This window comes from Rhodanobacter sp. AS-Z3 (assembly GCF_029224025.1).
Classification (GTDB): Bacteria; Pseudomonadota; Gammaproteobacteria; order Xanthomonadales; family Rhodanobacteraceae; genus Rhodanobacter.
The window spans coordinates 603,618-627,796 of the sequence record NZ_CP119392.1; the positions used below are offsets into that span (position 1 = coordinate 603,618).

General features: G+C 62.5%; 18 protein-coding genes and 2 pseudogenes. 12 read left to right on the plus strand and 8 right to left on the minus strand.

Going from position 1 to position 24,179, the window contains the following annotated elements; all coding sequences use genetic code 11:
- Positions 1–149: 149 nt before the first annotated feature.
- Positions 150–524: a helix-turn-helix domain-containing protein gene (locus PY254_RS02590; protein WP_281013919.1), complete on the minus strand. Its 375-nt coding sequence runs from the start codon at positions 522–524 to the stop codon at positions 150–152.
- Positions 525–627: 103 nt separating this feature from the next.
- On the opposite strand from PY254_RS02590, the gene PY254_RS02595 reads away from it, so the two are divergent.
- The 4 genes and pseudogenes from PY254_RS02595 to PY254_RS02610 all read left to right on the plus strand — a co-directional run.
- A complete protein-coding gene (locus tag PY254_RS02595) occupies positions 628–1,968 on the plus strand; it encodes a CHC2 zinc finger domain-containing protein (RefSeq protein WP_281013923.1) in 1,341 nt (446 codons plus the stop codon).
- Entirely contained in the window at positions 1,968–3,674 is a 1,707-nt protein-coding gene (locus PY254_RS02600; protein ID WP_281013924.1) for an MTBMA_p00010-related P-loop-containing protein, read from the plus strand. Before PY254_RS02595 ends, PY254_RS02600 begins: the two co-directional genes overlap by 1 nt.
- 2 nt (positions 3,675–3,676) lie before the next feature.
- On the plus strand, positions 3,677–4,675 hold the full coding sequence (xerC, locus tag PY254_RS02605; protein WP_281013921.1) for a site-specific tyrosine recombinase XerC: 999 nt from the start codon (positions 3,677–3,679) through the stop codon (positions 4,673–4,675).
- Positions 4,676–4,817: 142 nt separating this feature from the next.
- Positions 4,818–4,928, plus strand: a pseudogene (locus PY254_RS02610) (RHS repeat-associated core domain-containing protein); the annotation flags it as partial.
- Between the two features lie 288 nt (positions 4,929–5,216).
- Here PY254_RS02610 and PY254_RS02615 read toward each other — a convergent pair.
- The 4 genes from PY254_RS02615 to PY254_RS02630 form a co-directional block, all read right to left on the minus strand.
- Positions 5,217–5,423 (minus strand): hypothetical protein, encoded by a 207-nt coding sequence (locus PY254_RS02615; RefSeq protein WP_281013922.1) that lies wholly within the window; start codon positions 5,421–5,423, stop codon positions 5,217–5,219.
- Positions 5,424–6,298: 875 nt separating this feature from the next.
- Positions 6,299–6,556, minus strand: a complete 258-nt coding sequence (locus tag PY254_RS02620; protein WP_281013917.1) for a hypothetical protein — start codon at positions 6,554–6,556, stop codon at positions 6,299–6,301.
- Between the two features lie 439 nt (positions 6,557–6,995).
- Positions 6,996–7,316 carry a hypothetical protein gene (locus PY254_RS02625; RefSeq protein ID WP_281013918.1) on the minus strand — a complete coding sequence of 107 codons (321 nt, stop codon included), beginning with the start codon at positions 7,314–7,316 and terminating at the stop codon, positions 6,996–6,998.
- 154 nt (positions 7,317–7,470) lie between these two features.
- A complete protein-coding gene (locus PY254_RS02630) occupies positions 7,471–7,845 on the minus strand; it encodes a helix-turn-helix domain-containing protein (protein WP_281013919.1) in 375 nt (124 codons plus the stop codon).
- A 103-nt stretch (positions 7,846–7,948) separates the two neighbouring features.
- Between PY254_RS02630 and PY254_RS02635 the strand changes: the two genes are divergently transcribed.
- The 3 genes and pseudogenes from PY254_RS02635 to PY254_RS02645 form a co-directional block, all read left to right on the plus strand.
- The gene (locus PY254_RS02635) at positions 7,949–10,996 is read left to right on the plus strand and encodes a CHC2 zinc finger domain-containing protein (protein ID WP_281013925.1); all 3,048 of its coding nucleotides are present in this window, start codon (positions 7,949–7,951) and stop codon (positions 10,994–10,996) included.
- A gap of 2 nt (positions 10,997–10,998) precedes the next feature.
- Entirely contained in the window at positions 10,999–11,997 is a 999-nt protein-coding gene (gene xerC / locus PY254_RS02640) for a site-specific tyrosine recombinase XerC (RefSeq protein ID WP_281013921.1), read from the plus strand.
- 139 nt (positions 11,998–12,136) lie between these two features.
- Positions 12,137–12,346 (plus strand): annotated as a pseudogene (locus tag PY254_RS02645) (RHS repeat-associated core domain-containing protein); the annotation flags it as partial.
- Between the two features lie 125 nt (positions 12,347–12,471).
- Here the strand turns inward: PY254_RS02645 and PY254_RS02650 are convergent.
- Positions 12,472–13,449, minus strand: coding sequence for an IS5 family transposase (locus PY254_RS02650; RefSeq protein WP_281013926.1), 978 nt, complete (start codon positions 13,447–13,449; stop codon positions 12,472–12,474).
- Positions 13,450–13,518: 69 nt separating this feature from the next.
- Between PY254_RS02650 and PY254_RS02655 the strand changes: the two genes are divergently transcribed.
- On the plus strand, positions 13,519–16,005 hold the full coding sequence (locus PY254_RS02655; RefSeq protein WP_281013927.1) for a hypothetical protein: 2,487 nt from the start codon (positions 13,519–13,521) through the stop codon (positions 16,003–16,005).
- Between the two features lie 187 nt (positions 16,006–16,192).
- Here the strand turns inward: PY254_RS02655 and PY254_RS02660 are convergent, their stop codons facing one another.
- Both PY254_RS02660 and PY254_RS02665 read right to left on the minus strand, forming a co-directional pair.
- Positions 16,193–16,390: a tyrosine-type recombinase/integrase gene (locus PY254_RS02660; protein ID WP_345781823.1), complete on the minus strand. Its 198-nt coding sequence runs from the start codon at positions 16,388–16,390 to the stop codon at positions 16,193–16,195.
- A gap of 3 nt (positions 16,391–16,393) precedes the next feature.
- Positions 16,394–16,819 carry a site-specific integrase gene (locus PY254_RS02665; RefSeq protein ID WP_281013929.1) on the minus strand — a complete coding sequence of 142 codons (426 nt, stop codon included), beginning with the start codon at positions 16,817–16,819 and terminating at the stop codon, positions 16,394–16,396.
- 179 nt (positions 16,820–16,998) lie between these two features.
- Here PY254_RS02665 and PY254_RS02670 point away from each other — a divergent pair, with 179 nt between their 5' ends.
- From PY254_RS02670 to ntrC, 4 genes are all read left to right on the plus strand, one after another.
- On the plus strand, positions 16,999–19,293 hold the full coding sequence (locus PY254_RS02670; RefSeq protein ID WP_281013930.1) for an AAA family ATPase: 2,295 nt from the start codon (positions 16,999–17,001) through the stop codon (positions 19,291–19,293).
- Positions 19,286–21,145 carry a UvrD-helicase domain-containing protein gene (locus tag PY254_RS02675; RefSeq protein ID WP_281013931.1) on the plus strand — a complete coding sequence of 620 codons (1,860 nt, stop codon included), beginning with the start codon at positions 19,286–19,288 and terminating at the stop codon, positions 21,143–21,145. The genes PY254_RS02670 and PY254_RS02675 overlap by 8 nt, the downstream gene beginning before the upstream one ends.
- Before the next feature lie 627 nt (positions 21,146–21,772).
- Entirely contained in the window at positions 21,773–22,777 is a 1,005-nt protein-coding gene (locus PY254_RS02680; protein WP_281013932.1) for a two-component system sensor histidine kinase NtrB, read from the plus strand.
- Positions 22,770–24,149, plus strand: coding sequence for a nitrogen regulation protein NR(I) (gene ntrC / locus PY254_RS02685; RefSeq protein WP_281013933.1), 1,380 nt, complete (start codon positions 22,770–22,772; stop codon positions 24,147–24,149). The genes PY254_RS02680 and ntrC overlap by 8 nt, the downstream gene beginning before the upstream one ends.
- Positions 24,150–24,179 lie beyond the last annotated feature (30 nt).

The following is a 24,179-nucleotide window of genomic DNA, read 5'->3' on the forward strand; positions in this document are numbered from 1 at the left end:
TCGTCCTGTGCAAAAGGACCGGGCGAGAACGCCCGGTGTGTAATGTCTTTTAGAAAAACAAAAACCCACCGCTCAGGCTGCCGTGGGCATCCTGTGCGATGGGTCGGTGCGATCGTCGGCAACGCGCCGGATCGTTATCGTTTTAGCCGCTACGAATGCATGGCGGCGAGTTGCTTGGTGCGGTTCTTGACGATCAGGCCATCGAGCACCGCCTGCACCACGTGCAGCTCGTCCGCCGGCAGGTTGGAGACGGCTTCAAACAAGAGCGCCAGACGTGCGTTATGCGGGCCACGTTCGTTGGGATCGAAAACCAGCTCATCGAGCGACACGTGCAACGCCAGCGCGATCTTCTTCAAACCATCGAGCGACGGCTGGGCGTTACCGGCTTCGTACCGGCGCACCTGATTGACGTGCAGCCCGGCCAGATCGGCAAGGTCGTTCTGGGTCAGGTTCTGGAACTTGCGCAGGCGCACCAGGTTGGCGGCAATGCTCATGCAGAAATGTCGTAAGGGGATGGTGTGCATGAGGCTAACCCTGGGTTCTGAGTAGGTTTGACAAACCTACCCTAGTGGGTATCACAATACAACCCTGAAAGGGTATTGACACCCATCCCAACAAGGTAGGTTTATGGCACGCATCCCCGAGAGCGAGATCGAGCGGCTAAAAGCGACGGTGGCGGTGCAGCGGCTGGTGGAGGCGCGCGGTATCGAGCTGGTGCGGCAAGGGGCAGACTGGCTCGGCCGCTGCCCGTTCCACGCTGACAAGACGCCGTCGCTGGTGGTGTCGCCCGCGAAGAACCTGTGGCACTGCTCGGGCGCATGCCAGATCGGTGGCGGTCCGATCGACTGGGTGATGAAGGCCGAGGGCGTGAGCTTCCGCCATGCGGTGGAACTGCTGCGCGAAGGGATGCCGGCGGTGTCGGCGAGCGATCGCGTCGTGCGTGTCTCGACGGTGCCGAAGCTGCCCGCTCCGGTGTCACCGGATGCAGATGATCGCGAGCTGCTGCGTCAGGTGATCGACTACTACCACGACACCTTGCAGCACAGCCCCGAAGCGCTCGCGTATCTGCAGTCACGCGGCCTGAATCACCCCGAGCTGATCGAGCGCTTCCGCTTGGGCTTTGCCAATCGCACGCTGGGCCTGCGCCTGCCGGAAAAGAACCGCAAGGCCGGTGCAGAAATCCGCACGCGCCTGCAGGCGCTGGGTCTGGTGCGCGACTCCGGCCACGAACACTTCAACGGCTCGCTGGTCATCCCGATCCTGGACGACCACGGCGACGTGACGGAAATTTACGGCCGCAAGATCACCACGCACCTGCGTCCCGGCACGCCGCTGCACCTGTACCTGCCCGGTCCGCATGCGGGCGTGTGGAACCGCGAAGGCTTGGCCGGTGCTGCGGAAGTGATCGTGTGCGAGGCGCTGATCGACGCGATGACCTTCTGGTGTGCGGGCTATCGGAACGTCACCGCCGCCTACGGCGTGGAAGGCTTCACCGCCGATCATTTAGCGGCCCTGCAGCAGACCGGCACCGAGCGCGTGCTGATCGCCTATGACCGCGATGCCGCTGGTGACGCCGCCGCTGCAAAGCTGGCCAAGCAGCTGATGGCGATCGGCATCGCGTGTTACCGCATCCAGTTTCCCAAAGGCATGGATGCCAATGCGTACGCCCAGCACGTGCAACCGGCCACGAAATCGCTTGGCCTGGTGATCCGTCAGGCGGTGTGGCTGGGCGAGGGTCTGGCACCGAGCCGATCGCGTGAGCCGGCGATGATCGCGGCCGATCCGTCGCCGATCGTGCCGGTACCGATCGCGCCGGCATCGGTCACTCCCTTTTTAGCCGCTGCCGTTGACGTGCTGCCCGTGCCGCCCGAAGCCTCCCCGCCCGACGTGCCGCCGGCCGGGTGCCGACCCCGGCGCCACCGGCGTGTCCGCCGGCGGTCACCGAGATCAGCGAGACGGAAGTCGTGATGACCTTCGCCGCACGTCGTTATCGGGTGCGCGGTCTGGCCCGCAACCTCAGCCCGGACACCTTGAAGGTGAATCTGATGGTGACGCAGGGCGAGACGTTTTACGTGGACACGCTGGACCTCTACAACGCCCGCGTCCGCACCGGCTACGCTGCACAGGCAGCGCTCGCGCTGGACGTGAGCGACGGCGTGATGCACGCCGATATGGGCCGGGTGTTGCGCGAGCTCGAAGCGGTGCAGGATGCAGCGATCCGTCAGGCGCTGGAACCGGACGTGCCGGCGTCGGTGGCCCTGAGCGAGGACGATCACACCGCCGCACTCGCGCTGCTGACCGCCCCGGACGTGCTGGAACAGATCCTCGCGGACTTCGCCGCCTGCGGTGTGGTGGGCGAACGCACCAATCTGCTGATCGGTTATCTGGCGGCGGTCTCGCGCAAGCTGCGCGCACCGTTGGCGGTGGTGGTGCAAAGCACCTCGGCGGCCGGCAAGTCGGCGCTGATGGAAGCGGTGCTGGCCTTCGTGCCGGAGGAAGAGCGCCTGCGTTACTCGGCGATGACCGGGCAGAGCCTGTATTACCTGGGCCAGACCCAGCTCAAGCACAAGATCCTGGCCATCGCCGAGGAAGAAGGCGTGCGCCGGGCCGCGTATGCCTTGAAGCTGCTGCAGTCCGAAGGCGAGCTGACGATCGCCAGCACCGGCAAAGATCCGACCACCGGCAATCTGATCACGCAGGAGTACCGGGTCGAAGGCCCGGTGATGATCTTCCTGACCACCACCGCGATCGAGATCGACGAGGAACTGTTGAACCGTTGCCTCGTGCTGACGGTGGACGAGGGGCGCGAGCAGACGCAGGCGATCCATCGCCGCCAGCGCACCCGGCGCACGCTCGATGGGCTGCTGGCCAGCGAAGAGCGCGAGCACTGCTGCACCCGGCAGCAGAACGCACAGCGCCTGTTGCGTCCGCTGGCCGTGGTCAATCCCTACGCTGACCAGCTGACCTTCATGGACGACCGCACGCGCACCCGCCGCGATCACGAAAAGTACCTCACCCTGATCGACACGATCGCGCTGCTGCATCAGTACCAGCGCCCGATCCTCACCACCACGCACCGCGGCACCACGATCGAGTACATCGAGGTGACGCGCGAGGACATCGCGCAGGCCAATGCACTGGCGCACGACCTGCTCGGTCGCAGTCTCGATGAACTGCCGCCGCAGACGCGCCGCCTGCTGCAGGCGTTGTGCGCGATAGTGGAAAACCGCCGGCAGGCCGAGGCGATCCCGCGCAGTGAGCTGCGCTTCAGCCGGCGCGACGTGCGCGAGGCCACCGCGTGGGGCGACACGCAGCTGCGCGTGCACCTGGAACGACTGGTGACGCTGGAATACCTGCTCGTGCACCGTGGCCAGCGCGGCCAGAGTTTTGTTTACGAGCTGCGTTATGACGGCGACGGCACGGCAGCGGCACACCTGTCCGGCCTGATCGACGTGGCTACGATGACGACCTCGCGGGGGTCTGATAGTGAGAACGCGGGGCCATCGCGGCCGGGTCGCGGCATCAACGCGGCCCCTCCGCGTGCGCCTGAAACCCCCGCCAACCCGCAGCGGTCCACGCCTGCCGCGCTTCCGCCCACGGCGCCGCGTCCCACGCACGTCATCGGCCCCCACGGTGGAGCGGTGTCGTACCCGTCCGCTGCACGCCACGCCTGAGCATGGCCGGCAAACGCACCGAACAGTTGCAGCGGCTGCTGGCTCCGGCCGCGCCCGAGGCGCTGGCCACGTGGATACAGCGCTATCTGGAAACCCTGCAGACCCAGCACCGCAGCGTGGCCGACCAGCGCACCCGGCGCAGCCGTCTGGCGCACTTCCATGCGTGGTGCCTGGATCAGGAGCTGACGACGCCGGCCCAGGTCACGCACATGACGATGGAGCGCTTCCAGCGGCACCTGTTCCTGTACCGCAAGGCCAACGGCGCACCGATCGCGATCAACGGGCAGCGCGTGGCGCTGTTTACCATCGAGATGTTCTTCCGCTGGCTGGTCCGTCATCAAGTGGTGACGTCCAACCCGGTGGCCGACCTGGAACTGCCCAAACGCACCGACGACCTGCGCGAACCGTTGACGCTGGCCGAGGTGGCCACGGTGCTGGCCTTGCCGAATCTGGCCACGCCGGAAGGGCTGCGTGATCGGGTGGTGCTGGAGGTGCTGTATGCCACCGGCCTGCGCCGTGCCGAGGTGACCCATCTGGCGGTGAGTGACCTGGATCGTGAGCGTGGCACGCTGCACGTGCGTCTGGGCAAGGGCCGTAAGGATCGCTTCGTGCCGGTAGGCGAGCGGGCGCTGGCGTGGATCGCCAAGTACGAACGCGAGGCCCGTCCGGTGTTGCTGGCCGAGCCGGGCGAACGCCGGTTGTTCCTGAATCAGTACGGCCAGCCGCTATCGCCCGATGGCCTGAGCTGGCGTGTGCGCGATTACTTCCGCCAGGCCGGCATCGAGAAGCGCGGTGCCTGTCATCTGTTCCGGCACACGATGGCCACCGCGATGCTGGACAACGGCGCCGACATCCGCCACATCCAGGAAATCCTCGGGCACGGGCAGATCACCAGCACCCAGCGCTATACGCACGTGTCGATCGCCCGGCTCAAAGCGGTGCATACCGCCACCCATCCGGCGGCCCGACTGCACCGCGACCTGGACGACCCGCAAGACTGATCCCAAGGAACCGCAGACAGCGCGGCCGCATCGCGCTAAGGTGCTTCCGTGCGCGCAGGTGCGCGAGGCCAAAGGGGTATCCATAGGAAAACGGCGACGGTAGGGCGAGGGCACGTCGGGTCAGAGTGTTGCGCGCTATTACGATCCCGCCACCGGGCGCTTCCTCAGCGTTGATCCGGTGACGCCGACTGCTGGCGCTCTGTTTGGCTTCAATCGGTACGACTACGCCAACAACAACCCGATCAATCACACGGATCCGGATGGTCGTAGTACTTGTGCGAATGCGAGTTGCACATTGTCAAGAATAGACAGCGTTGTGCCGAGAGCAAATTCTCAGCCTCCTCCGGTCAATGGATCACAAGGAATCAGCTCTTCATCTGCAGTTGGGCGAAATGTATCTGCCGGATATGCCGTCAACATAACTTTTCAAAACGACAATCCGCATGGCGCTAGTCCGGATCAGCCAATTTCCACCGCAACTGCAAATACAGTTGAGAGCACAATTACAGCGTCCGGTGTGCAATCTGTGAACATTAATAGTTCAACTGGCGGTGCGCATGCAGTCCACAGCTTGCATGCGCAGGGTCGTGCAGTGGACATAGACCGAGTGGATGGGCAGCGGGTAGGTCGCGGAAACGCTGGTGCGGCCGATCTTCAACGCGCTGCGCATCAAAATGGCGACGTCAGAGAGAACTTTGGGCCGACAATGATGGAAAGGAGAAATGTTACTGATGGGAGTACTACTCATGTCGCCAATCAAGCCCTCACGAACGAGCATCGAACACATATTCATGTTGGGGGAGAAGACTAATATGCGCAAATTAGTGTTCGTTCTGGTCGCGATATTTGTCTCCCCGAGTGCTTTTCCGGCTGACCTTCAACTTCGATTATCAAATAGCTCGCGTTTAGAGGTGGTGGGGTCCTTTACGTCGCGGGAACTTTGGAACGTAACCGCGCCGTCATCTGTTACGAACGGGAATGCTATCGTGGATTCTCGAGTATTTGACGCCGAAGCTAGGCCTTCAGACGGCAAATGGCGTGGCTGTGCGATCGTAATGGTAGGAACAGGTGACCTTGGCGTGCGGCCTGTTGCATTTCGGGTATGGACAACAGACCGTTGTGAGCTGTCTGTGACCTCTGTGAAAACAAGTCCGCGCACTGGCTCAGAATTCAGAATGAAACTAAACGAGCGCGAAACTGCAGAGATTTTCGTTAATGCCAGTCTTGATGTCAGCGTTAACGGGAAGGTGATAGGTCGCATCAGCGAATAATACGTAGGCACAAAGGTAGGGCACAAAGGGAACGGAGGGCGAGCCAAAGGGGTCAGAGACATTATCCGACGAGTAGTGGTGAAGCTTGGTTCGGGCTGTGAGAATGAAGCCCAAGTGCGCACCGAATACCGTCCCGACACGGTAAAATGGAACTCGCTATCACGCGGCTCGTTTTTCCCTAGCCGCTGGGAAATAGCGCACCCCTCACCGTGGAAATAGGCCCTGCCATGACCGACGCTGAACATGCCGACCTGCTGCGTCGAGCCGCCCTGGAAAACGCCATCGCGAAGCTCGGGGTCAGGTCTAGCATCGTTGCATTGGACAGGGACGATCCGAGACGTGGAAAGTTAAATCACTTCCTGTGATCGTCGCGCCAGACACGCCCCGCCGCGAGCGCTTCCTCGCACGAAGCGAAGGTCTCACTGGGTCCGCTGGTGATATTGCCATCCTGCGTCCACAGCTCCCAGCGACCGTCACGCCGCCAGCTCGGCACGGCGGCGTAACCCTGAGCTTCCAGCGCCGGCACGATGGCATCGACCTCGGGCCGCAGCGTGAGCTGTCCGTTCCATATCAGCGGCGTGCCGCAGCGTCCCGCGCGATGGCTGGTCATGGCGTTCTCTCCTGATCGTAAGTCCCGCCCATCCTGACAGCATGCAACGGATGCCGGCGATGGTTGATGCCGTGCTGCTCTTGCGCCATGGCCCGCGATGACAAAAGCCGCAGAACCGCCGCAGAGCATCGGCACGAAGATCCACAAAGCAGCCGCAGAACAGCCGCAAAGCATCGGCACGCGCCGCAGAGCAGCCGCAGAACCACGATTCCACCACAACCGGCATCGTCCGAGAACGTGCCGTGAAATAATCGGGCATCTGCGGCTCCGGAATTGTCGTTGAATCGTGGCGAGTCGTGCGCGAAGTGCGGGCAAGATAGGTGATGTAGGCCTACATTTGAAAATGTTGGCCACCATCACGTGCCTTATTCGCGCCGGTGGCGCTCAACGGAATCTTGTCCTGCGGAGCGGGCCGGCTGCCGCCGACAGGGGCGGATGATCAGCCGGGATCGTCGACCGGGCGGTGATAGATATCGAGCATGTCTTTTATCACCGCGGAGGCGTCGTCCGGTACGGGGTTGGCGAGCACCTCGGCGAAGGCGCGGGCGGTCACGCTCATGTGATACCAGCGCTTGCGAAAGACCGTCGGCCCGAGGCTTTTGCGCGCCTTCGCGGCGCACAGCGTGAGCACCAGGAAGGCGAGCGTGTGCTCGGGAACGTCAGGCACTTGCTCACGCAGTTGCCGGAAGAGGTCGCCGGTGGCGCCGAGCGCATGGGTTAGCGCATCGGTACCTTGGTAGGGATCGTGCGGATCAGGCATGGGGATCGTCCTGTGCAAAAGGACCGGGCGAGAACGCCCGGTGTGTAATGTCTTTTAGAAAAACAAAAACCCACCGCTCAGGCTGCCGTGGGCATCCTGTGCGATGGGTCGGTGCGATCGTCGGCAACGCGCCGGATCGTTATCGTTTTAGCCGCTACGAATGCATGGCGGCGAGTTGCTTGGTGCGGTTCTTGACGATCAGGCCATCGAGCACCGCCTGCACCACGTGCAGCTCGTCCGCCGGCAGGTTGGAGACGGCTTCAAACAAGAGCGCCAGACGTGCGTTATGCGGGCCACGTTCGTTGGGATCGAAAACCAGCTCATCGAGCGACACGTGCAACGCCAGCGCGATCTTCTTCAAACCATCGAGCGACGGCTGGGCGTTACCGGCTTCGTACCGGCGCACCTGATTGACGTGCAGCCCGGCCAGATCGGCAAGGTCGTTCTGGGTCAGGTTCTGGAACTTGCGCAGGCGCACCAGGTTGGCGGCAATGCTCATGCAGAAATGTCGTAAGGGGATGGTGTGCATGAGGCTAACCCTGGGTTCTGAGTAGGTTTGACAAACCTACCCTAGTGGGTATCACAATACAACCCTGAAAGGGTATTGACACCCATCCCAACAAGGTAGGTTTATGGCACGCATCCCCGAGAGCGAGATCGAGCGGCTAAAAGCGACGGTGGCGGTGCAGCGGCTGGTGGAGGCGCGCGGTATCGAGCTGGTGCGGCAAGGGGCAGACTGGCTCGGCCGCTGCCCGTTCCACGCTGACAAGACGCCGTCGCTGGTGGTGTCGCCCGCGAAGAACCTGTGGCACTGCCTGGGCGCATGCCAGATCGGTGGCGGTCCGATCGACTGGGTGATGAAGGCCGAGGGCGTGAGCTTCCGCCATGCGGTGGAACTGCTGCGCGAAGGGATGCCGGCGGTGTCGGCGAGCGATCGCGTCGTGCGTGTCTCGACGGTGCCGAAGCTGCCCGCTCCGGTGTCACCGGATGCAGATGATCGCGAGCTGCTGCGTCAGGTGATCGACTACTACCACGACACCTTGCAGCACAGCCCCGAAGCGCTCGCGTATCTGCAGTCACGCGGCCTGAATCACCCCGAGCTGATCGAGCGCTTCCGCTTGGGCTTTGCCAATCGCACGCTGGGCCTGCGCCTGCCGGAAAAGAACCGCAAGGCCGGTGCAGAAATCCGCACGCGCCTGCAGGCGCTGGGTCTGGTGCGCGACTCCGGCCACGAACACTTCAACGGCTCGCTGGTCATCCCGATCCTGGACGACCACGGCGACGTGACGGAAATTTACGGCCGCAAGATCACCACGCACCTGCGTCCCGGCACGCCGCTGCACCTGTACCTGCCCGGTCCGCATGCGGGCGTGTGGAACCGCGAAGGCTTGGCCGGTGCTGCGGAAGTGATCGTGTGCGAGGCGCTGATCGACGCGATGACCTTCTGGTGTGCGGGCTATCGGAACGTCACCGCCGCCTACGGCGTGGAAGGCTTCACCGCCGATCATTTAGCGGCCCTGCAGCAGACCGGCACCGAGCGCGTGCTGATCGCCTATGACCGCGATGCCGCTGGTGACGCCGCCGCTGCAAAGCTGGCCAAGCAGCTGATGGCGATCGGCATCGCGTGTTACCGCATCCAGTTTCCCAAAGGCATGGATGCCAATGCGTACGCCCAGCACGTGCAACCGGCCACGAAATCGCTTGGCCTGGTGATCCGTCAGGCGGTGTGGCTGGGCGAGGGTCTGGCACCGAGCCGATCGCGTGAGCCGGCGATGATCGCGGCCGATCCGTCGCCGATCGTGCCGGTACCGATCGCGCCGGCATCGGTCACTCCCTTTTTAGCCGCTGCCGTTGACGTGCTGCCCGTGCCGCCCGAAGCCTCCCCGCCCGACGTGCCGCCGGCCGGGGTGCCGACCCCGGCGCCACCGGCGTGTCCGCCGGCGGTCACCGAGATCAGCGAGACGGAAGTCGTGATGACCTTCGCCGCACGTCGTTATCGGGTGCGCGGTCTGGCCCGCAACCTCAGCCCGGACACCTTGAAGGTGAATCTGATGGTGACGCAGGGCGAGACGTTTTACGTGGACACGCTGGACCTCTACAACGCCCGCGTCCGCACCGGCTACGCTGCACAGGCAGCGCTCGCGCTGGACGTGAGCGACGGCGTGATGCACGCCGATATGGGCCGGGTGTTGCGCGAGCTCGAAGCGGTGCAGGATGCAGCGATCCGTCAGGCGCTGGAACCGGACGTGCCGGCGTCGGTGGCCCTGAGCGAGGACGATCACACCGCCGCACTCGCGCTGCTGACCGCCCCGGACGTGCTGGAACAGATCCTCGCGGACTTCGCCGCCTGCGGTGTGGTGGGCGAACGCACCAATCTGCTGATCGGTTATCTGGCGGCGGTCTCGCGCAAGCTGCGCGCACCGTTGGCGGTGGTGGTGCAAAGCACCTCGGCGGCCGGCAAGTCGGCGCTGATGGAAGCGGTGCTGGCCTTCGTGCCGGAGGAAGAGCGCCTGCGTTACTCGGCGATGACCGGGCAGAGCCTGTATTACCTGGGCCAGACCCAGCTCAAGCACAAGATCCTGGCCATCGCCGAGGAAGAAGGCGTGCGCCGGGCCGCGTATGCCTTGAAGCTGCTGCAGTCCGAAGGCGAGCTGACGATCGCCAGCACCGGCAAAGATCCGACCACCGGCAATCTGATCACGCAGGAGTACCGGGTCGAAGGCCCGGTGATGATCTTCCTGACCACCACCGCGATCGAGATCGACGAGGAACTGTTGAACCGTTGCCTCGTGCTGACGGTGGACGAGGGGCGCGAGCAGACGCAGGCGATCCATCGCCGCCAGCGCACCCGGCGCACGCTCGATGGGCTGCTGGCCAGCGAAGAGCGCGAGCACTGCTGCACCCGGCAGCAGAACGCACAGCGCCTGTTGCGTCCGCTGGCCGTGGTCAATCCCTACGCTGACCAGCTGACCTTCATGGACGACCGCACGCGCACCCGCCGCGATCACGAAAAGTACCTCACCCTGATCGACACGATCGCGCTGCTGCATCAGTACCAGCGCCCGATCCTCACCACCACGCACCGCGGCACCACGATCGAGTACATCGAGGTGACGCGCGAGGACATCGCGCAGGCCAATGCACTGGCGCACGACCTGCTCGGTCGCAGTCTCGATGAACTGCCGCCGCAGACGCGCCGCCTGCTGCAGGCGTTGTGCGCGATAGTGGAAAACCGCCGGCAGGCCGAGGCGATCCCGCGCAGTGAGCTGCGCTTCAGCCGGCGCGACGTGCGCGAGGCCACCGCGTGGGGCGACACGCAGCTGCGCGTGCACCTGGAACGACTGGTGACGCTGGAATACCTGCTCGTGCACCGTGGCCAGCGCGGCCAGAGTTTTGTTTACGAGCTGCGTTATGACGGCGACGGCACGGCAGCGGCACACCTGTCCGGCCTGATCGACGTGGCTACGATGACGACCTCGCGGGGGTCTGATAGTGAGAACGCGGGGCCATCGCGGCCGGGTCGCGGCATCAACGCGGCCCCTCCGCGTGCGCCTGAAACCCCCGCCAACCCGCAGCGGTCCACGCCTGCCGCGCTTCCGCCCACGGCGCCGCGTCCCACGCACGTCATCGGCCCCCACGGTGGAGCGGTGTCGTACCCGTCCGCTGCACGCCACGCCTGAGCATGGCCGGCAAACGCACCGAACAGTTGCAGCGGCTGCTGGCTCCGGCCGCGCCCGAGGCGCTGGCCACGTGGATACAGCGCTATCTGGAAACCCTGCAGACCCAGCACCGCAGCGTGGCCGACCAGCGCACCCGGCGCAGCCGTCTGGCGCACTTCCATGCGTGGTGCCTGGATCAGGAGCTGACGACGCCGGCCCAGGTCACGCACATGACGATGGAGCGCTTCCAGCGGCACCTGTTCCTGTACCGCAAGGCCAACGGCGCACCGATCGCGATCAACGGGCAGCGCGTGGCGCTGTTTACCATCGAGATGTTCTTCCGCTGGCTGGTCCGTCATCAAGTGGTGACGTCCAACCCGGTGGCCGACCTGGAACTGCCCAAACGCACCGACGACCTGCGCGAACCGTTGACGCTGGCCGAGGTGGCCACGGTGCTGGCCTTGCCGAATCTGGCCACGCCGGAAGGGCTGCGTGATCGGGTGGTGCTGGAGGTGCTGTATGCCACCGGCCTGCGCCGTGCCGAGGTGACCCATCTGGCGGTGAGTGACCTGGATCGTGAGCGTGGCACGCTGCACGTGCGTCTGGGCAAGGGCCGTAAGGATCGCTTCGTGCCGGTAGGCGAGCGGGCGCTGGCGTGGATCGCCAAGTACGAACGCGAGGCCCGTCCGGTGTTGCTGGCCGAGCCGGGCGAACGCCGGTTGTTCCTGAATCAGTACGGCCAGCCGCTATCGCCCGATGGCCTGAGCTGGCGTGTGCGCGATTACTTCCGCCAGGCCGGCATCGAGAAGCGCGGTGCCTGTCATCTGTTCCGGCACACGATGGCCACCGCGATGCTGGACAACGGCGCCGACATCCGCCACATCCAGGAAATCCTCGGGCACGGGCAGATCACCAGCACCCAGCGCTATACGCACGTGTCGATCGCCCGGCTCAAAGCGGTGCATACCGCCACCCATCCGGCGGCCCGACTGCACCGCGACCTGGACGACCCGCAAGACTGATCCCAAGGAACCGCAGACAGCGCGGCCGCATCGCGCTAAGGTGCTTCCGTGCGCGCAGGTGCGCGAGGCCAAAGGGGTATCCATAGGAAAACGGCGACGGTAGGGCGAGGGCACGTCGGGTCAGAGTGTTGCGCGCTATTACGATCCCGCTGTGGGGAGGTTCCTCAGCGTGGACCCGGTTGGGCCGACGCCAGATAATGTCTTCAGCTTCAATCGTTACGCATATGCGAACAACAATCCCATTGCTAACATTGACCCGGACGGGCGACAAAGCACGATGGATGCCGGATGGTGGACGGGCCAAGCCATTATGGCTCAGCAAAGTCCTAAGGATGCTCTGATCAATTAAGTTCAAAATGGCCGTCCAGACGGCCGTGCTAAAAATATGGATTGACTACGACGAAAAGGCAGATTGTGAGGCATATCGCCGCCATCGCCGTGCTGGGTTACCCCCAATCGCCTCGATTTCCCGCCTCACAGGCGCACCTCCCCTGCGGACGCTAGCAACGTTCGTCGCACCATCCACAGATTCGATAGCGCGAACAGCGTGAGTATCTGAGCGGTGTTCTTGAGCAAGCCCTTGAAGCGCACCTTCTGATAGCCGAACTGCCGCTTCACCACCCGGAACGGATGCTCCACCTTGGCTCGAACCGCGGCCTTCATGTGCTCGGTGTGCTTGACCGCATCCTTCAACTCGCCCTCGGGCATCGCCTTCACGCTGCCGCGTTTGGCCGCGATATGCCACGTGCGGCCGCGCTTGGGTGCCCGTTTCTCGGCGCCTTGGTAGCCGGCATCGGCATGCACCGTCTTCTCTTGGCCGTGCAGCAACTTGTCCACTTCCGTCACGTCGCCCACGTTGGCAGGTGTCGTGGTTACCGTGTGCACCAGCCCCGATTCCACGTCCACACCAATGTGGGCCTTCATGCCGAAATACCACTGCTGTCCCTTGCGGGTCTGGTGCATCTCCGGATCGCGCGCCTTCGCCGCATTCTTGGTCGAAGACGGTGCATGGATGATGGTCGCGTCCACGATCGTGCCCTGGCGCAGCAACAGGCCTTTGTCCGTCAAGTAGCTGTTGATCGCTGCCAGCACCTTTGGCGCCAAGTCGTGGGTCTCGAGCAAATGACGAAAGTTCAGGATCGTGGTCTCGTCCGGTACGCTGCCGCGCGCCAACGAGAAGCCCGCGAAACGGCGCAGCGGCGCCACTTCATACAGCGCCTCCTCCATCGTCGGATCGCTGTAGCCGAACCAGTTCTGCATCAGGTGAACACGCAGCATCGTCTTGATCGGGTAAGGGCGGCGACCTTTGCCAGCCTTCGGATACACCGGTTCAATCAGCGCCAGCAGGGCAGCCCACGGCACCACCTGCTCCATCTCTGCCAGGAAGATCTCCCGTCGCGTCTGCTTGCGTTTGCCGGCATACTCGGCATCGGAGAAGCTCATCTGCGTCATCGAAGTGGCCTACAGCGTTTGGACGGCTAATTGTACCGAATTTAGGAGGACTTATTCAGAGTTTCCCTAGTGGATCTAGTATCGATAGTCGAATCGGTCCAGCGTGTGCAGGACTTAGAAGACTACTTCGCCTTCGTGGATGCCAATGAGGAGGCGGCGTCGCCGTTCGTGGGGCACATGGATCAGTTTGCTGCCTATCGACACTCCCACGGCGTGCTTATCGGTGGTGCGATTCGCCCGACCATGATCATGTTGGACCCGCATGGCGGGTCCAATTATCGGTTTGAAGCGCTGCGGGAGTTCTGGGCCTCGGGGTCAAGCCGGTTTCCTGATGACAAGCCCATGACTTGGTCGGTCGAGCCCACCGAGGGAACATTGGTTAAGCTGATAAGTCGCAATCGACCGCAACTGTCCTGGTGCGCCGACCGGATCGCGCCCACCCTTCATTTCATGCTCGATGTCGAAGCGCAGGATTTAGAGCTTCCAAACGGCAGGCTCTTGGAACTGTTCATCCATTGCGTTGCCGATGCTTGGAATGAGCGCGCTGAGCTATTTTCCGCCGGCCTACTCACGCAACAGCGAATCGTGACGCATTGCCGAGCCAACCTCTCCCGATTGCCAGCAGAAAGCGGGGGGGAGCTTTCTACCGCCCCGTTGTTAACGGCATGGACGATCCGCGAGACCAATGCGGAATCGTTGGTGGTAGAGGTTGAGGTCGATCTGTCTCAGGTTGCCTTCGGCCTGAAGGATGCATTGGATGCGCGATTCGAGGCCTTCTGCGCAGGCGAGTGGCTAAGGGGCGCTTACACCCTGATCAATGCGCCGCTTGATAAGCAGGTGCTGCGGGTGTTGGCGGCTACGGCAGATAGAGCACCTCGCTTCACCCTCTCACACAAGGAACGAACGGTTGACGTGCCGGATCACCCTGATCCGATGTCAGCAGACCTGAAGCATTTCAAGCTAGCTCGGCGCGACTTGGCCATTGAGTTCCAGGCCGAAGGCGTCGAGCCGGGTCGCTACGAACTCAAGCCGGCCAAGGTGTTGATCAACTCTATTCGCAATCGCTACCGGTCCTTGATCCACGATCACATTCGCACCTTTGATCAACAGGCGCTCATCCAACTCGGCGTAGAACAGTTTGATCAGCTGGTCGCAGACTACGATCGCGAGAGCATGCAACTTCGCATGAGCCTTTCGCATGAAGTTGACTTCGATCGCATCCGACGACAAGCCAAAGCGCACAAAGAATTCGTGCGGACGACGCGCAATGTGCGATATCTGTTGGAGTTTAGCTACTGTCGGGGTGTGTCAGGCGGTAGGACACCTGCCGCCGCAGATTGGCGAGCTCTGCTTGCGCAAGTGGATTGGCTGTTGGTGCTCTATGAGGCAAGTGACACCCTACATAACGAGTTGGAAGTCGGCGGCGTCGACGTGGACAACGAGTTCATCTCCAAAGTCTTCTACGAAGGCGACGATGATCAGGCGTACCAGCAAGAAGCTGCGAATGAGATCTTGGAGCAAGGCAATGCTGAAGATCACGTAGCGGCAATGGACGCGAAGCAGAGGGAACGGCTTGATGTGGCCTTCGTGAACAGTGTCGGGTTTTCCCTGTCCACGCTCCTGTCGGTGTTGGCGGTTCTGGGATGCTGGGTTAGTGCTAACCAAGGGACAGTACCGCTGGCGTGGTCCTACGAAGCGCCCAAGGCGGGCATGCTGGCCATGCTCTCCGCGCACTTGCCTGACGTGCCTCCTGCCGAAGTGGGAGCCGCAGTGGACTTCCTGACTTTGGAGGCGGACCAGGTGTGCCGGCTCGCGGGAAGCGATCGTGAAGAGGCCGATGTGCCGGTCTGGGAGCACCGCAAGCGCGTCCACCGCTACGCGATTCGTCCTTTGCTGGGGATCGGGAAAGACAGGTTGTTGTGGGGCGCGGCGGCCGCGCATCGCGCCTTTCGCATATGGAGCGGCACGTTTTCGGACGGCTACCCTCCAGCTGACTTTGGTCATCGCGTGATCGAAGAGGTCGCCGCATCCATAAAGAAGCACATTGAAGATGACTTGGAGCTACGCGCTGTCGAGGTGTTTGCCCGTCACTTCACGTACTTCGAGCACGGCATCGACTTCCATCGAAGGTTTCCGCGAGAGGGCTTCGACGACGTCGGCGACTTTGACGTGCTGGCCTATCGGCCGGAAGACAACCAGTGGTTCATGGTGGAGTGCAAGTACAACAAGCCGCCGTTCTGCATAAAGGACGCGCGACGCCTTCGCGACGAGATCTTCGGGAAGGCGTCTAAGTCGCAATTGGTGAAGACTGCGCGCCGACGCGCATTCCTGGAAGCACATGCGGCGCGACTTCTGCAACTATTGAACTGGCCTGCGGGCGCTGCCGTCGAGATCCAAATCGAGGACTTGTACGTATGCCCGCGTATCTTCCAGTTCATGCGACGGACGCCACGGCCAGTGTCAACGAAGTTCGTTCGCCTAGGAAAGCTGGACACGCTCCTTGCTAGCAAAGGCGGCGGCGGAGCGGAGCCGATAGAGTCTAGGCACATCTCGTGAGATGGGGATGGCATGCTGTGCCAATTACATATGGCTGCGAATGTAGTTGTAACGATAAGGGGACGGAAGTAATTAAGGCCCAGACGTGCGCTTCTTGCCGATGAAAGCTCGGGTCAGAGTGAACTTTCGAACGGCCGCTCCTGGCCGAACAGCGACCGTATCCAACGGCCGCTGTCGGTAGTGATCACTACACCTCAGTCTGCTCAGCCATTTCGAGCGCATCATCAACTTCGATGCCGAGATAGCGGACGGTACTTTCTAGTTTGCTGTGACCAAGCAGCAACTGCACGGTGCGAAGATTTTTTGTTCGCCGGTAGATCAGTGTCGCCTTGGTTCGCCTCATCGTGTGGGTTCCGTAGGAGGCAACATCCAAGCCGATATCCACGATCTATTGATCGACGATGCGCGCGTACTGGCGAGTTGAAAGGTGAAGCGAGTCATGAAGTCTGCTCGGGAACAAGAATGCATCTTGGTGTAAGGATGCCTGGGCCATCCATGCGCTGATCGCGGCACGAGTCTGCTCCGTAATCTCGAACTGCACTGGGCGCTGAGTCTTCTGCTGAAGAACCGTCGCTCGTTGAGCAATCAGATCACCATTGGCGACGTCGAGAACCCTTAGTTTGACCAAGTCGCACGCCCGCAATTTGCTGTCGATGGCAAGGTCGAACAAGCCAAGGTCACGAGCCGCATGGCGAAGCTGAAGGCGAACGCGGATCGCCCAGATGTCACGCAGCCGAAGGGGTGCTTTCTGACCGACGAGCCTGCCTTTGTTCCAGGGCTGCTGACGCATGGGCGACTGGATGGACGTTTTCATGACGCGCTCCCATAGTGAAGGAGCTTGTCAGCTTGCGCCTAGACTCAACGGGCGGTGACCGACCCGAAGCGGTCGGCCGGAAATGCACTTTGAGCCGAGTTTCGGACTCGGGGCTTGCGTTGCGATCAACGTCACGCGCCACAATGCGCCACCGGATCGAGATGGCTCAGGGAAGAAAAATGAAAATCCGACATATCGAAATCGCAAATTTCCGCAAGCTCCAGGCGGTTCGCGTCGACCTCGCGGACGACACTACCCTTCTCGTTGGTGCCAACAACAGCGGAAAGTCCTCTGCGATGCTTGCATTGCGCCGCTTCCTAGTCTCGAACAAGAGCGCTTTCAGGCTTGTCGACTTCACGCTTTGCCACTTCCCGACTATTGATACCTTGGGGGAGGCGTGGGAAGCGGCCCCTGCCGGGAGTCAACCACCGATGATCGATCCGTGGATGGCCATGGTCCCGACACTGGATCTGTGGCTGACTGCAGAAAACGGTGAACTTCACTTCATCAAAGACCTCATTCCGTCTTTCAGTTGGCGGAGCGGGCTTGTCGGCATGCGGTTTCGACTTGAGCCGAAGGACATCGTCGCGCTGTACAACGACTTCCGGTCGGAACGCGAGCGGGTTCATGCGCTGGAGGCGGAGGCGGCTAAAGATGCTGACAAGACAGCGTTGACGCTCTGGCCGAAGGATTTGACCGATTTCCTCACCAGGAGGCTGGGCACGCATTTCGATATGCGCTGGTACCGGCTAGATCCCGCGAGGCTCGTCGAGCCGGACAAAGTGACACGGGAGGCGGTCCTCCAGCCACTCGGACCGTCGACCGTCCCGATGCAGGCCAACCCCCTTGCCGGCCTGGTGCGGGTTCACGAAATCAATGCCCAGCGAGGATTCGGTGAACTGGACGGAAGCGAAAGCGAGGATTCAACATCGGCGGGGCGATCCGGACGACGGTTGTCCGAGCAGCTGCGGGCGTATTACAAGCGGCATCTCGACCCGGAACAGTCACCCGGACCAACCGACATTGAGGCCCTCCGGGCGATGGACGCGGCCCGCGACGCGTTCGATGTCCGGCTCGCCGCGAGCTTCAAACCGGCATTCCAGGAAGTCGAATCGCTGGGGTATCCAGGGGCCAACGACCCGACGATACATGTGGCAACACAGCTGAGTGCAGCCGACGGAATCAATCACGAATCGGCCGTGCTCTTCGAACTCGATTCTGTTGGCGGCGCGGCCGGCGCGCCACCGCTTCGGCTTCCGGAGAGCTCTAACGGCCTCGGATACCAGAACCTCATTTCGATGATTTTTCGCTTGATGAGTTTCAGAGATGCTTGGCTGCGCAAGAGCAAGGCGGCGCACGCATCCCACTGTCTGGTCGTCGAGCCAATCCACCTCGTGATGATTGAGGAGCCAGAGGCGCACCTTCACGCCCAGGTGCAACAGGTGTTCGTCCGCCACGCCTATCACGTGCTTACCAATGATCCGCTGTTGAAGAAATTCCCCGGCCTTTCGACACAGTTGGTGGTGAGCTCGCACTCGAGCCACATCGCCCACGAACTTCCGTATGCGTCGCTTCGGTACTTCAGGCGCCTTCCGGCAGGTATGCATGGAAAACACGTGCCGGTGTCGACTGTGTCAAACCTCGAGGCCGTTTTTGGGGATGACACCAGCACGAAACGATTTGTCTCTCGCTACCTGCGCTCACAGCATGCGGACGTGTTCTTCGCAGACGCGTTGATACTTGTCGAGGGTGCCGCCGAGCGAATCCTTCTTCCGCACTTCATTCGCAACCGATTCGTGCCGCTTCACCAGGCATACGTGACAATGCTCGAGGTGGGCGGCAGTCACGCCCACCGTTTGCGTCCGTTGCTCGACGCTCTGGGAATCCCGTGCCTTGTAGTCACCGACATTGACGCGCTGGGCGGCAAGGCATCTGTACCGGTCAAGCGCAACGCAGGACAGGTTACGGGAAACCCGACACTGCGAAGTTGGCTGAAGTCCAACAACAAGACGAGTGGGATTGACGGTCTGCTTGATCTATCAGCGACCGATAAAGTCATCCTTTCCGACGATCTCTACTCCATCCGTATGGCCTACCAGACACCGGCATCCGTAGCAGTGCCCGCCGGGGCTGCGCCGGAAGAAGTATTGCCAGGAACGTTCGAGGACGCGCTGGTCTTTGCCAACCTTGCCCACTTTTCGGCCGCAAAGGGCAAGGGGATGATGGGTGCGGTGGTGCGGGAGGTGGCAAAGGCAGCGAGCGGCGACGCACTCGCCGCTGGGTTGTTCAAGGTCATCGGTGATGGCGACAAGGCCGGGTTCGCACTCGGCGTTCTTTATGACACGGACTTTGAGGCCCTCATTCCCCCGTCCTACATCGAAGAGGGCCTCTCGTGGCTGCAGGAGCGCATCGTCAAGAAAAAACACGAGATGCTTCTGGTGTCCGTTCCTGCAGAGGATGGCGTGCATGCATGAGCTGCCCGATAGCTTGGTCGACAACGAAGTCGACGAAGTCATTGACCAGTGTTTGCGTCTGGATGCCCCCCAGAGCTTCTTCATGTACGCCGGCGCCGGCGCCGGCAAGACGCGCTCCCTTGTTGACGCACTTGCTAAACTCCGGCTGCGCGAACGCGAGCGGCTGGTGTACAAGGGGCAACGCATCGCGGTCATTACCTACACAAAGGCCGCACGCGACGAGATTCTTCGGCGAATCGAATTTGACGCCTTGGTCGACGTCTCAACCATTCACAGTTTTGCCTGGCGCCTCATTCAAGGGTTCGACGATGAGATCAGGACATGGCTAAAGGTTTCCATTGCCGAATCGATGGCGAAACTTGCAGAAGCAATGGGGCGTGCACGTGAAGCGAACAAGACATATCTCAAGAACAAGGCTGACTTCGAGCGAAAAGAAAAGCGCCTCGATGTGCTCGATTCGATGCTGTCATTCCACTACAGCCCGTCGGGGACAGAACGCCTGCGGGGGTCCCTGACGCACCAGGAAGTCATCGGCATGGCCGGAGATTTCCTGCAAAAGCCCCTGTTGCGCGAAGTCCTCGTCGACCTCTATCCAGTCGTCCTCATCGATGAGAGTCAGGACACGCATGAGGAAGTGATGGAGGCGCTTCTCTCGATCCAGGCACACGCAAGCGATCGGTTCACCCTCGGGCTTCTCGGCGACACGATGCAGCGAATCTACACCCATGGCATGCCTCGTCTCGAGGGCGCGGTACCTGGAGACTGGGCGAGGCCTGCGAAGGTGATGAATCACCGGTCGGCCGAGCGCATTGTCCGTCTCGTTAATACCATCCGCTCAGAGGTCGATGGGCAGCGGCAACGCGCCCGCGAGGACAAGCCCGGTGGATTCGTTAGGCTCTTCATCACCGGCCTTGGTGCAGCCAAGTCACTGGAGCTTGAGGAGGGGATAGCGTGCAAAATGGCTGAGATCACCGGCGACGCCGAGTGGGGACTCGGATCGGAACACCGCAAGACCCTCGTCCTCGAACATCGCATGGCGTCCCGGCGGCTCGGATTCGATGACGTCTTCGGGCCGTTGTATGAGACCGACACACTGAAGACATCGCTCCTGGACGGTGTGCTGGGGCCTGTCAATTTTCTTGTGGACGATGTACTGCCCATCGTGGAAGCGGGCCTCTCAGGTGATGAGTTCACACTGATCGACAGCATCCGGACACGCTCCCCCCTCTTTGACGGTAAGGCGCTTGCCGGGCGCGCCGACCAGTTGGATGCGGTCCGTGCCGCGGGCGATGGTGCACGACGCTTGACTGAGCAACTGCGCGATCGCGATCCTCCACTTCGCGAGGTCATCAGCGGACTGCAGGAGAGCGGACTGCTGGCCGTTCCGAATGCACTGCTCCAAGCCCTTAACGCGCAGGAGCCTGGCGACGGGGCCGCCCCCGACCGCCTAGCGCAAGAATTGCACGCCTGGCGTCGAGTGCTGCAAGCGCCGTTCTCCCAGGTTCGGGCCATGGCCCTTTATTCGAGGGGGCTGTCTGCATTCGATACGCACCAAGGGGTAAAGGGGCTCGAGTTTCCGCGAGTGTTGGTCGTCATCAGTGACAACGAGGCGAACGGATTCACCTTCAGCTACGACAAGGTCCTCGGTGTCAAGGCCGCCGAGAAAGACGCCGAGAAAGAAGCCGGAGGGGGCGATTCCCAGCGCGCCCAAACGCGCCGGCTTCTATATGTGACCTGCAGCCGGGCGGAGCACAGCCTTGCCCTCATGGTCTACGCCCAGAATCCTGGGGCCGTCCGTGATGAGGCCATCCGTAAAGGATGGTTCGGTGCGGACGAGGTCGTCCTCATATGACGGTGCGGCGAGCCAAGGCGTGGCGCGGTGCAGGCTCGGTCGTAAACGGCCGAGGACTATCGCAACACAGTTAGCTGCATAGCGGTTTCGTTGGCGAGTCCAGGCACTACTACCAAGGTGAGCCTGCGCGGCAGGGCTACGCTCGCCAATTACTCCGCAGAGCGCGCTGCCGCATGGGCGCGGATGTCCGCTCCTGGCCGATGACTGCCCTTGCCTGCTTGATGACGGGGGCAATACCGGCGGGCAGCAGCTGAGCTAAAACGTAGCTCCCTGCGTGACGCAAAGAAGCGAGCAATCTCAGATCCTCTCTGTCGATGGAGCGCCAAAATCTAGATGACCACCCTAGCTTGCTGTGGTTTTGACTAGATTGACCTCAGTGCGTGCGAATGCGTCGGCGCGTGAATCATCACTTTTCCCCCGAGTTTTTACCCAACGAAAGTTTCACAACATACTGATTTTGCTGTTTTGTTAGTCAAAATCGCAAACGCCATAGTTTGTAGAGCTACCAAAAGCCATAGTTTGTAATCTGATTACAAACTATGTGCCTAGGAACAGCGGTGCACACGTGCCACGACCCCGCCAAAAATTTCTGTTGCACCATTTAGATGCAGTGCCCAATATGGTGCAATGAACGAGGCCGATTGTCCCAGCTGGGCGGAACCGATGACGACCGGGCTGGCTCGGGTCGATGCAACGCTGCGACTGCAGTGGATCAACCCGGCGCTAGCCGAATGCCTGGCGATCGGTTTGCGCAGTGCGGCGGGGCAGCCGCTGGCGCGCTGGCTCGATGATGCGGCGCTGGCCCAGGCCCGTCGCGCCCTGGCTGAGCAGCGACCACTGCAATGGCGCGAGATGCTGCTGGCCGATCTGGCGGGTCGCGAACTCCGTGCCGATATCGCGCTGCAACCGTTCGCAGACGGCTTGCTGCTGGAGGTCCATGTGCTGGCCGCACCGATGCCGCTGGCATCCCCGTTGTCGGCCACCCTGCGCGGCTTCGCGCACGAGGTGAAAAACCCGCTGGCCGGCTTGCGTGGCGCCGCACAGTTGCTGCAACGGCGGGTCGATAGCGACGACCTGCGTGCGCTGGCGGGGTTGATCATCGACGAGGCCGACCGACTCGGCACGCTGGCCAATCGTCTGCTGCATCACGACGGCGCGCCCCAGCTCGGCCCGGTCAATATCCACCAATTGCTGGAGCGGCTGACCGATCTGCTGCAGGCCGATCCCTCGTCGCCGCAGTTGCGCCATGACTACGACCCCAGCGTGCCGGACCTGCAGGGTGATGCGGATCGACTGCAGCAAGTGTTGCTCAATCTCGTTCGCAACGCAGCCGAGGCGGGTGCACAAACGCTGACCTTGCGCACGCGGGTGGAGCACGGCGTGCGCGTAAGTGAACGAATGTTGCGCATGGCGCTCCGCGTCGATGTGATCGATGACGGTAGCGGCGTGCCCGTCGCGCTGCGTGACAGCTTGTTCGAGCCGCTGGTGTCCGGGCGTGCCGACGGCACCGGGCTGGGGCTCGCACTGTCGCGCGAAATCGCCCACGAGCATGGCGGCGAACTGCGCTGCAGCAGTCGACCGGGACACACCGTTTTCTCGCTGCACCTGCCGTTGGAGCGCACGCATGACTGAAGAAATCTGGCTGCTCGACGACGACCGCGGCGTGCGGTTCGTGCTGGCCGAGGCGCTACGTGACGCCGGTCACGGCGTGCGCGAGTTTGGCGACGTCGCCGCGGCGCGCGCTGCCCTGAAAACCGCTCGCCCGGCCGTGCTGCTCACCGACGTGCGCATGCCCGGCGAAGACGGCCTCGCGTTGTTGGCTGAGTTGCAGACGCAGGCTATCGGTCCGGTGATCGTGATGAGTGCGTATACCGACGTGGCCACCACCGCGGCGGCCTATCGTGCCGGCGCGGTCGACTACCTGGCGAAGCCCTTCGATCTCGACCACGCGGTGGCCTCGGTACAGCGTGCGCTGGCCAGTGCGGCGGCTCCCATGGTGGCTCCGGTCAGCATCGCCGCAAGCAGCCATGCGCTGCTCGGCGAGAGCGCGCCGATGCGTGAGGTGTTTCGTCTGATTGGTCGGGTCGCCGCCAGCGATCTCAACGTGTTGATCACCGGAGAAACCGGCACCGGCAAGGAGTTGGTCGCGCGCGCGCTGCACGACGAAAGCACGCGCCGCGACAAGCCGTTCGTGGCGCTGAACACGGCGGCGATTCCCAGCGAACTGCTGGAAAGTGAGCTGTTCGGGCACGAAGCCGGTGCGTTCACCGGCGCGACCCGCCGCGTCTCCGGTCGCTTCGAGCAGGCCGAGGGCGGCACGCTGTTCCTCGACGAAATTGGCGACATGCCGCTGATCCTGCAGACGCGCCTGCTGCGTGTGCTGGCTGGTGGCGAGTTCTACCGCGTCGGTGGGCGCGAGCTGATTCGTTGCAACGTGCGCATCGTCGCCGCTACGCATCAGGACCTGGCCGCGCGCGTTGCGGCCGGGCTGTTCCGTGCGGATCTAATGCACCGGCTCGACGTGGTGCGCATCGAATTGCCTTCCTTGCGCACCCGTCGCAGCGACATCGCCTTGCTGGCGCAGCACTTTCTTGCCGTGACCGCGCAGGAATTGAAACTGCCGCCGAAGCGTTTCTCCAAAAGTGCGTTGAAGCTGGTTGCCCAACGCGACTATCCGGGCAACGTGCGTGAGTTGGAAAACCTGTGTCGTCGGTTGGCGGTGATCGCGCCGGGTAGCGAAATCCTGCCCGCTGACCTCGGCGGCGCGAGCACGCCGGCACGCGGTGGCGAATGGACCGATGCGCTGCGTGAGTGGGCCGTGCAGGCACTCGCCGATGGCGAAGCCGACATCCACGCGCGTGCGCGCGAGGCGCTGGACCAGACGTTGTTGCAGGCTGCGCTGGAAGGTAGCGAAGGCCACCGCCAGAACGCCGCGCAGGCGCTTGGCGTGGGGCGCAACACACTGACCCGCAAACTGGGTGCCTCACGCACCCGGCGCAGCTAGCACCGATCCGGGCGGTGGGTGCTTCGAAGA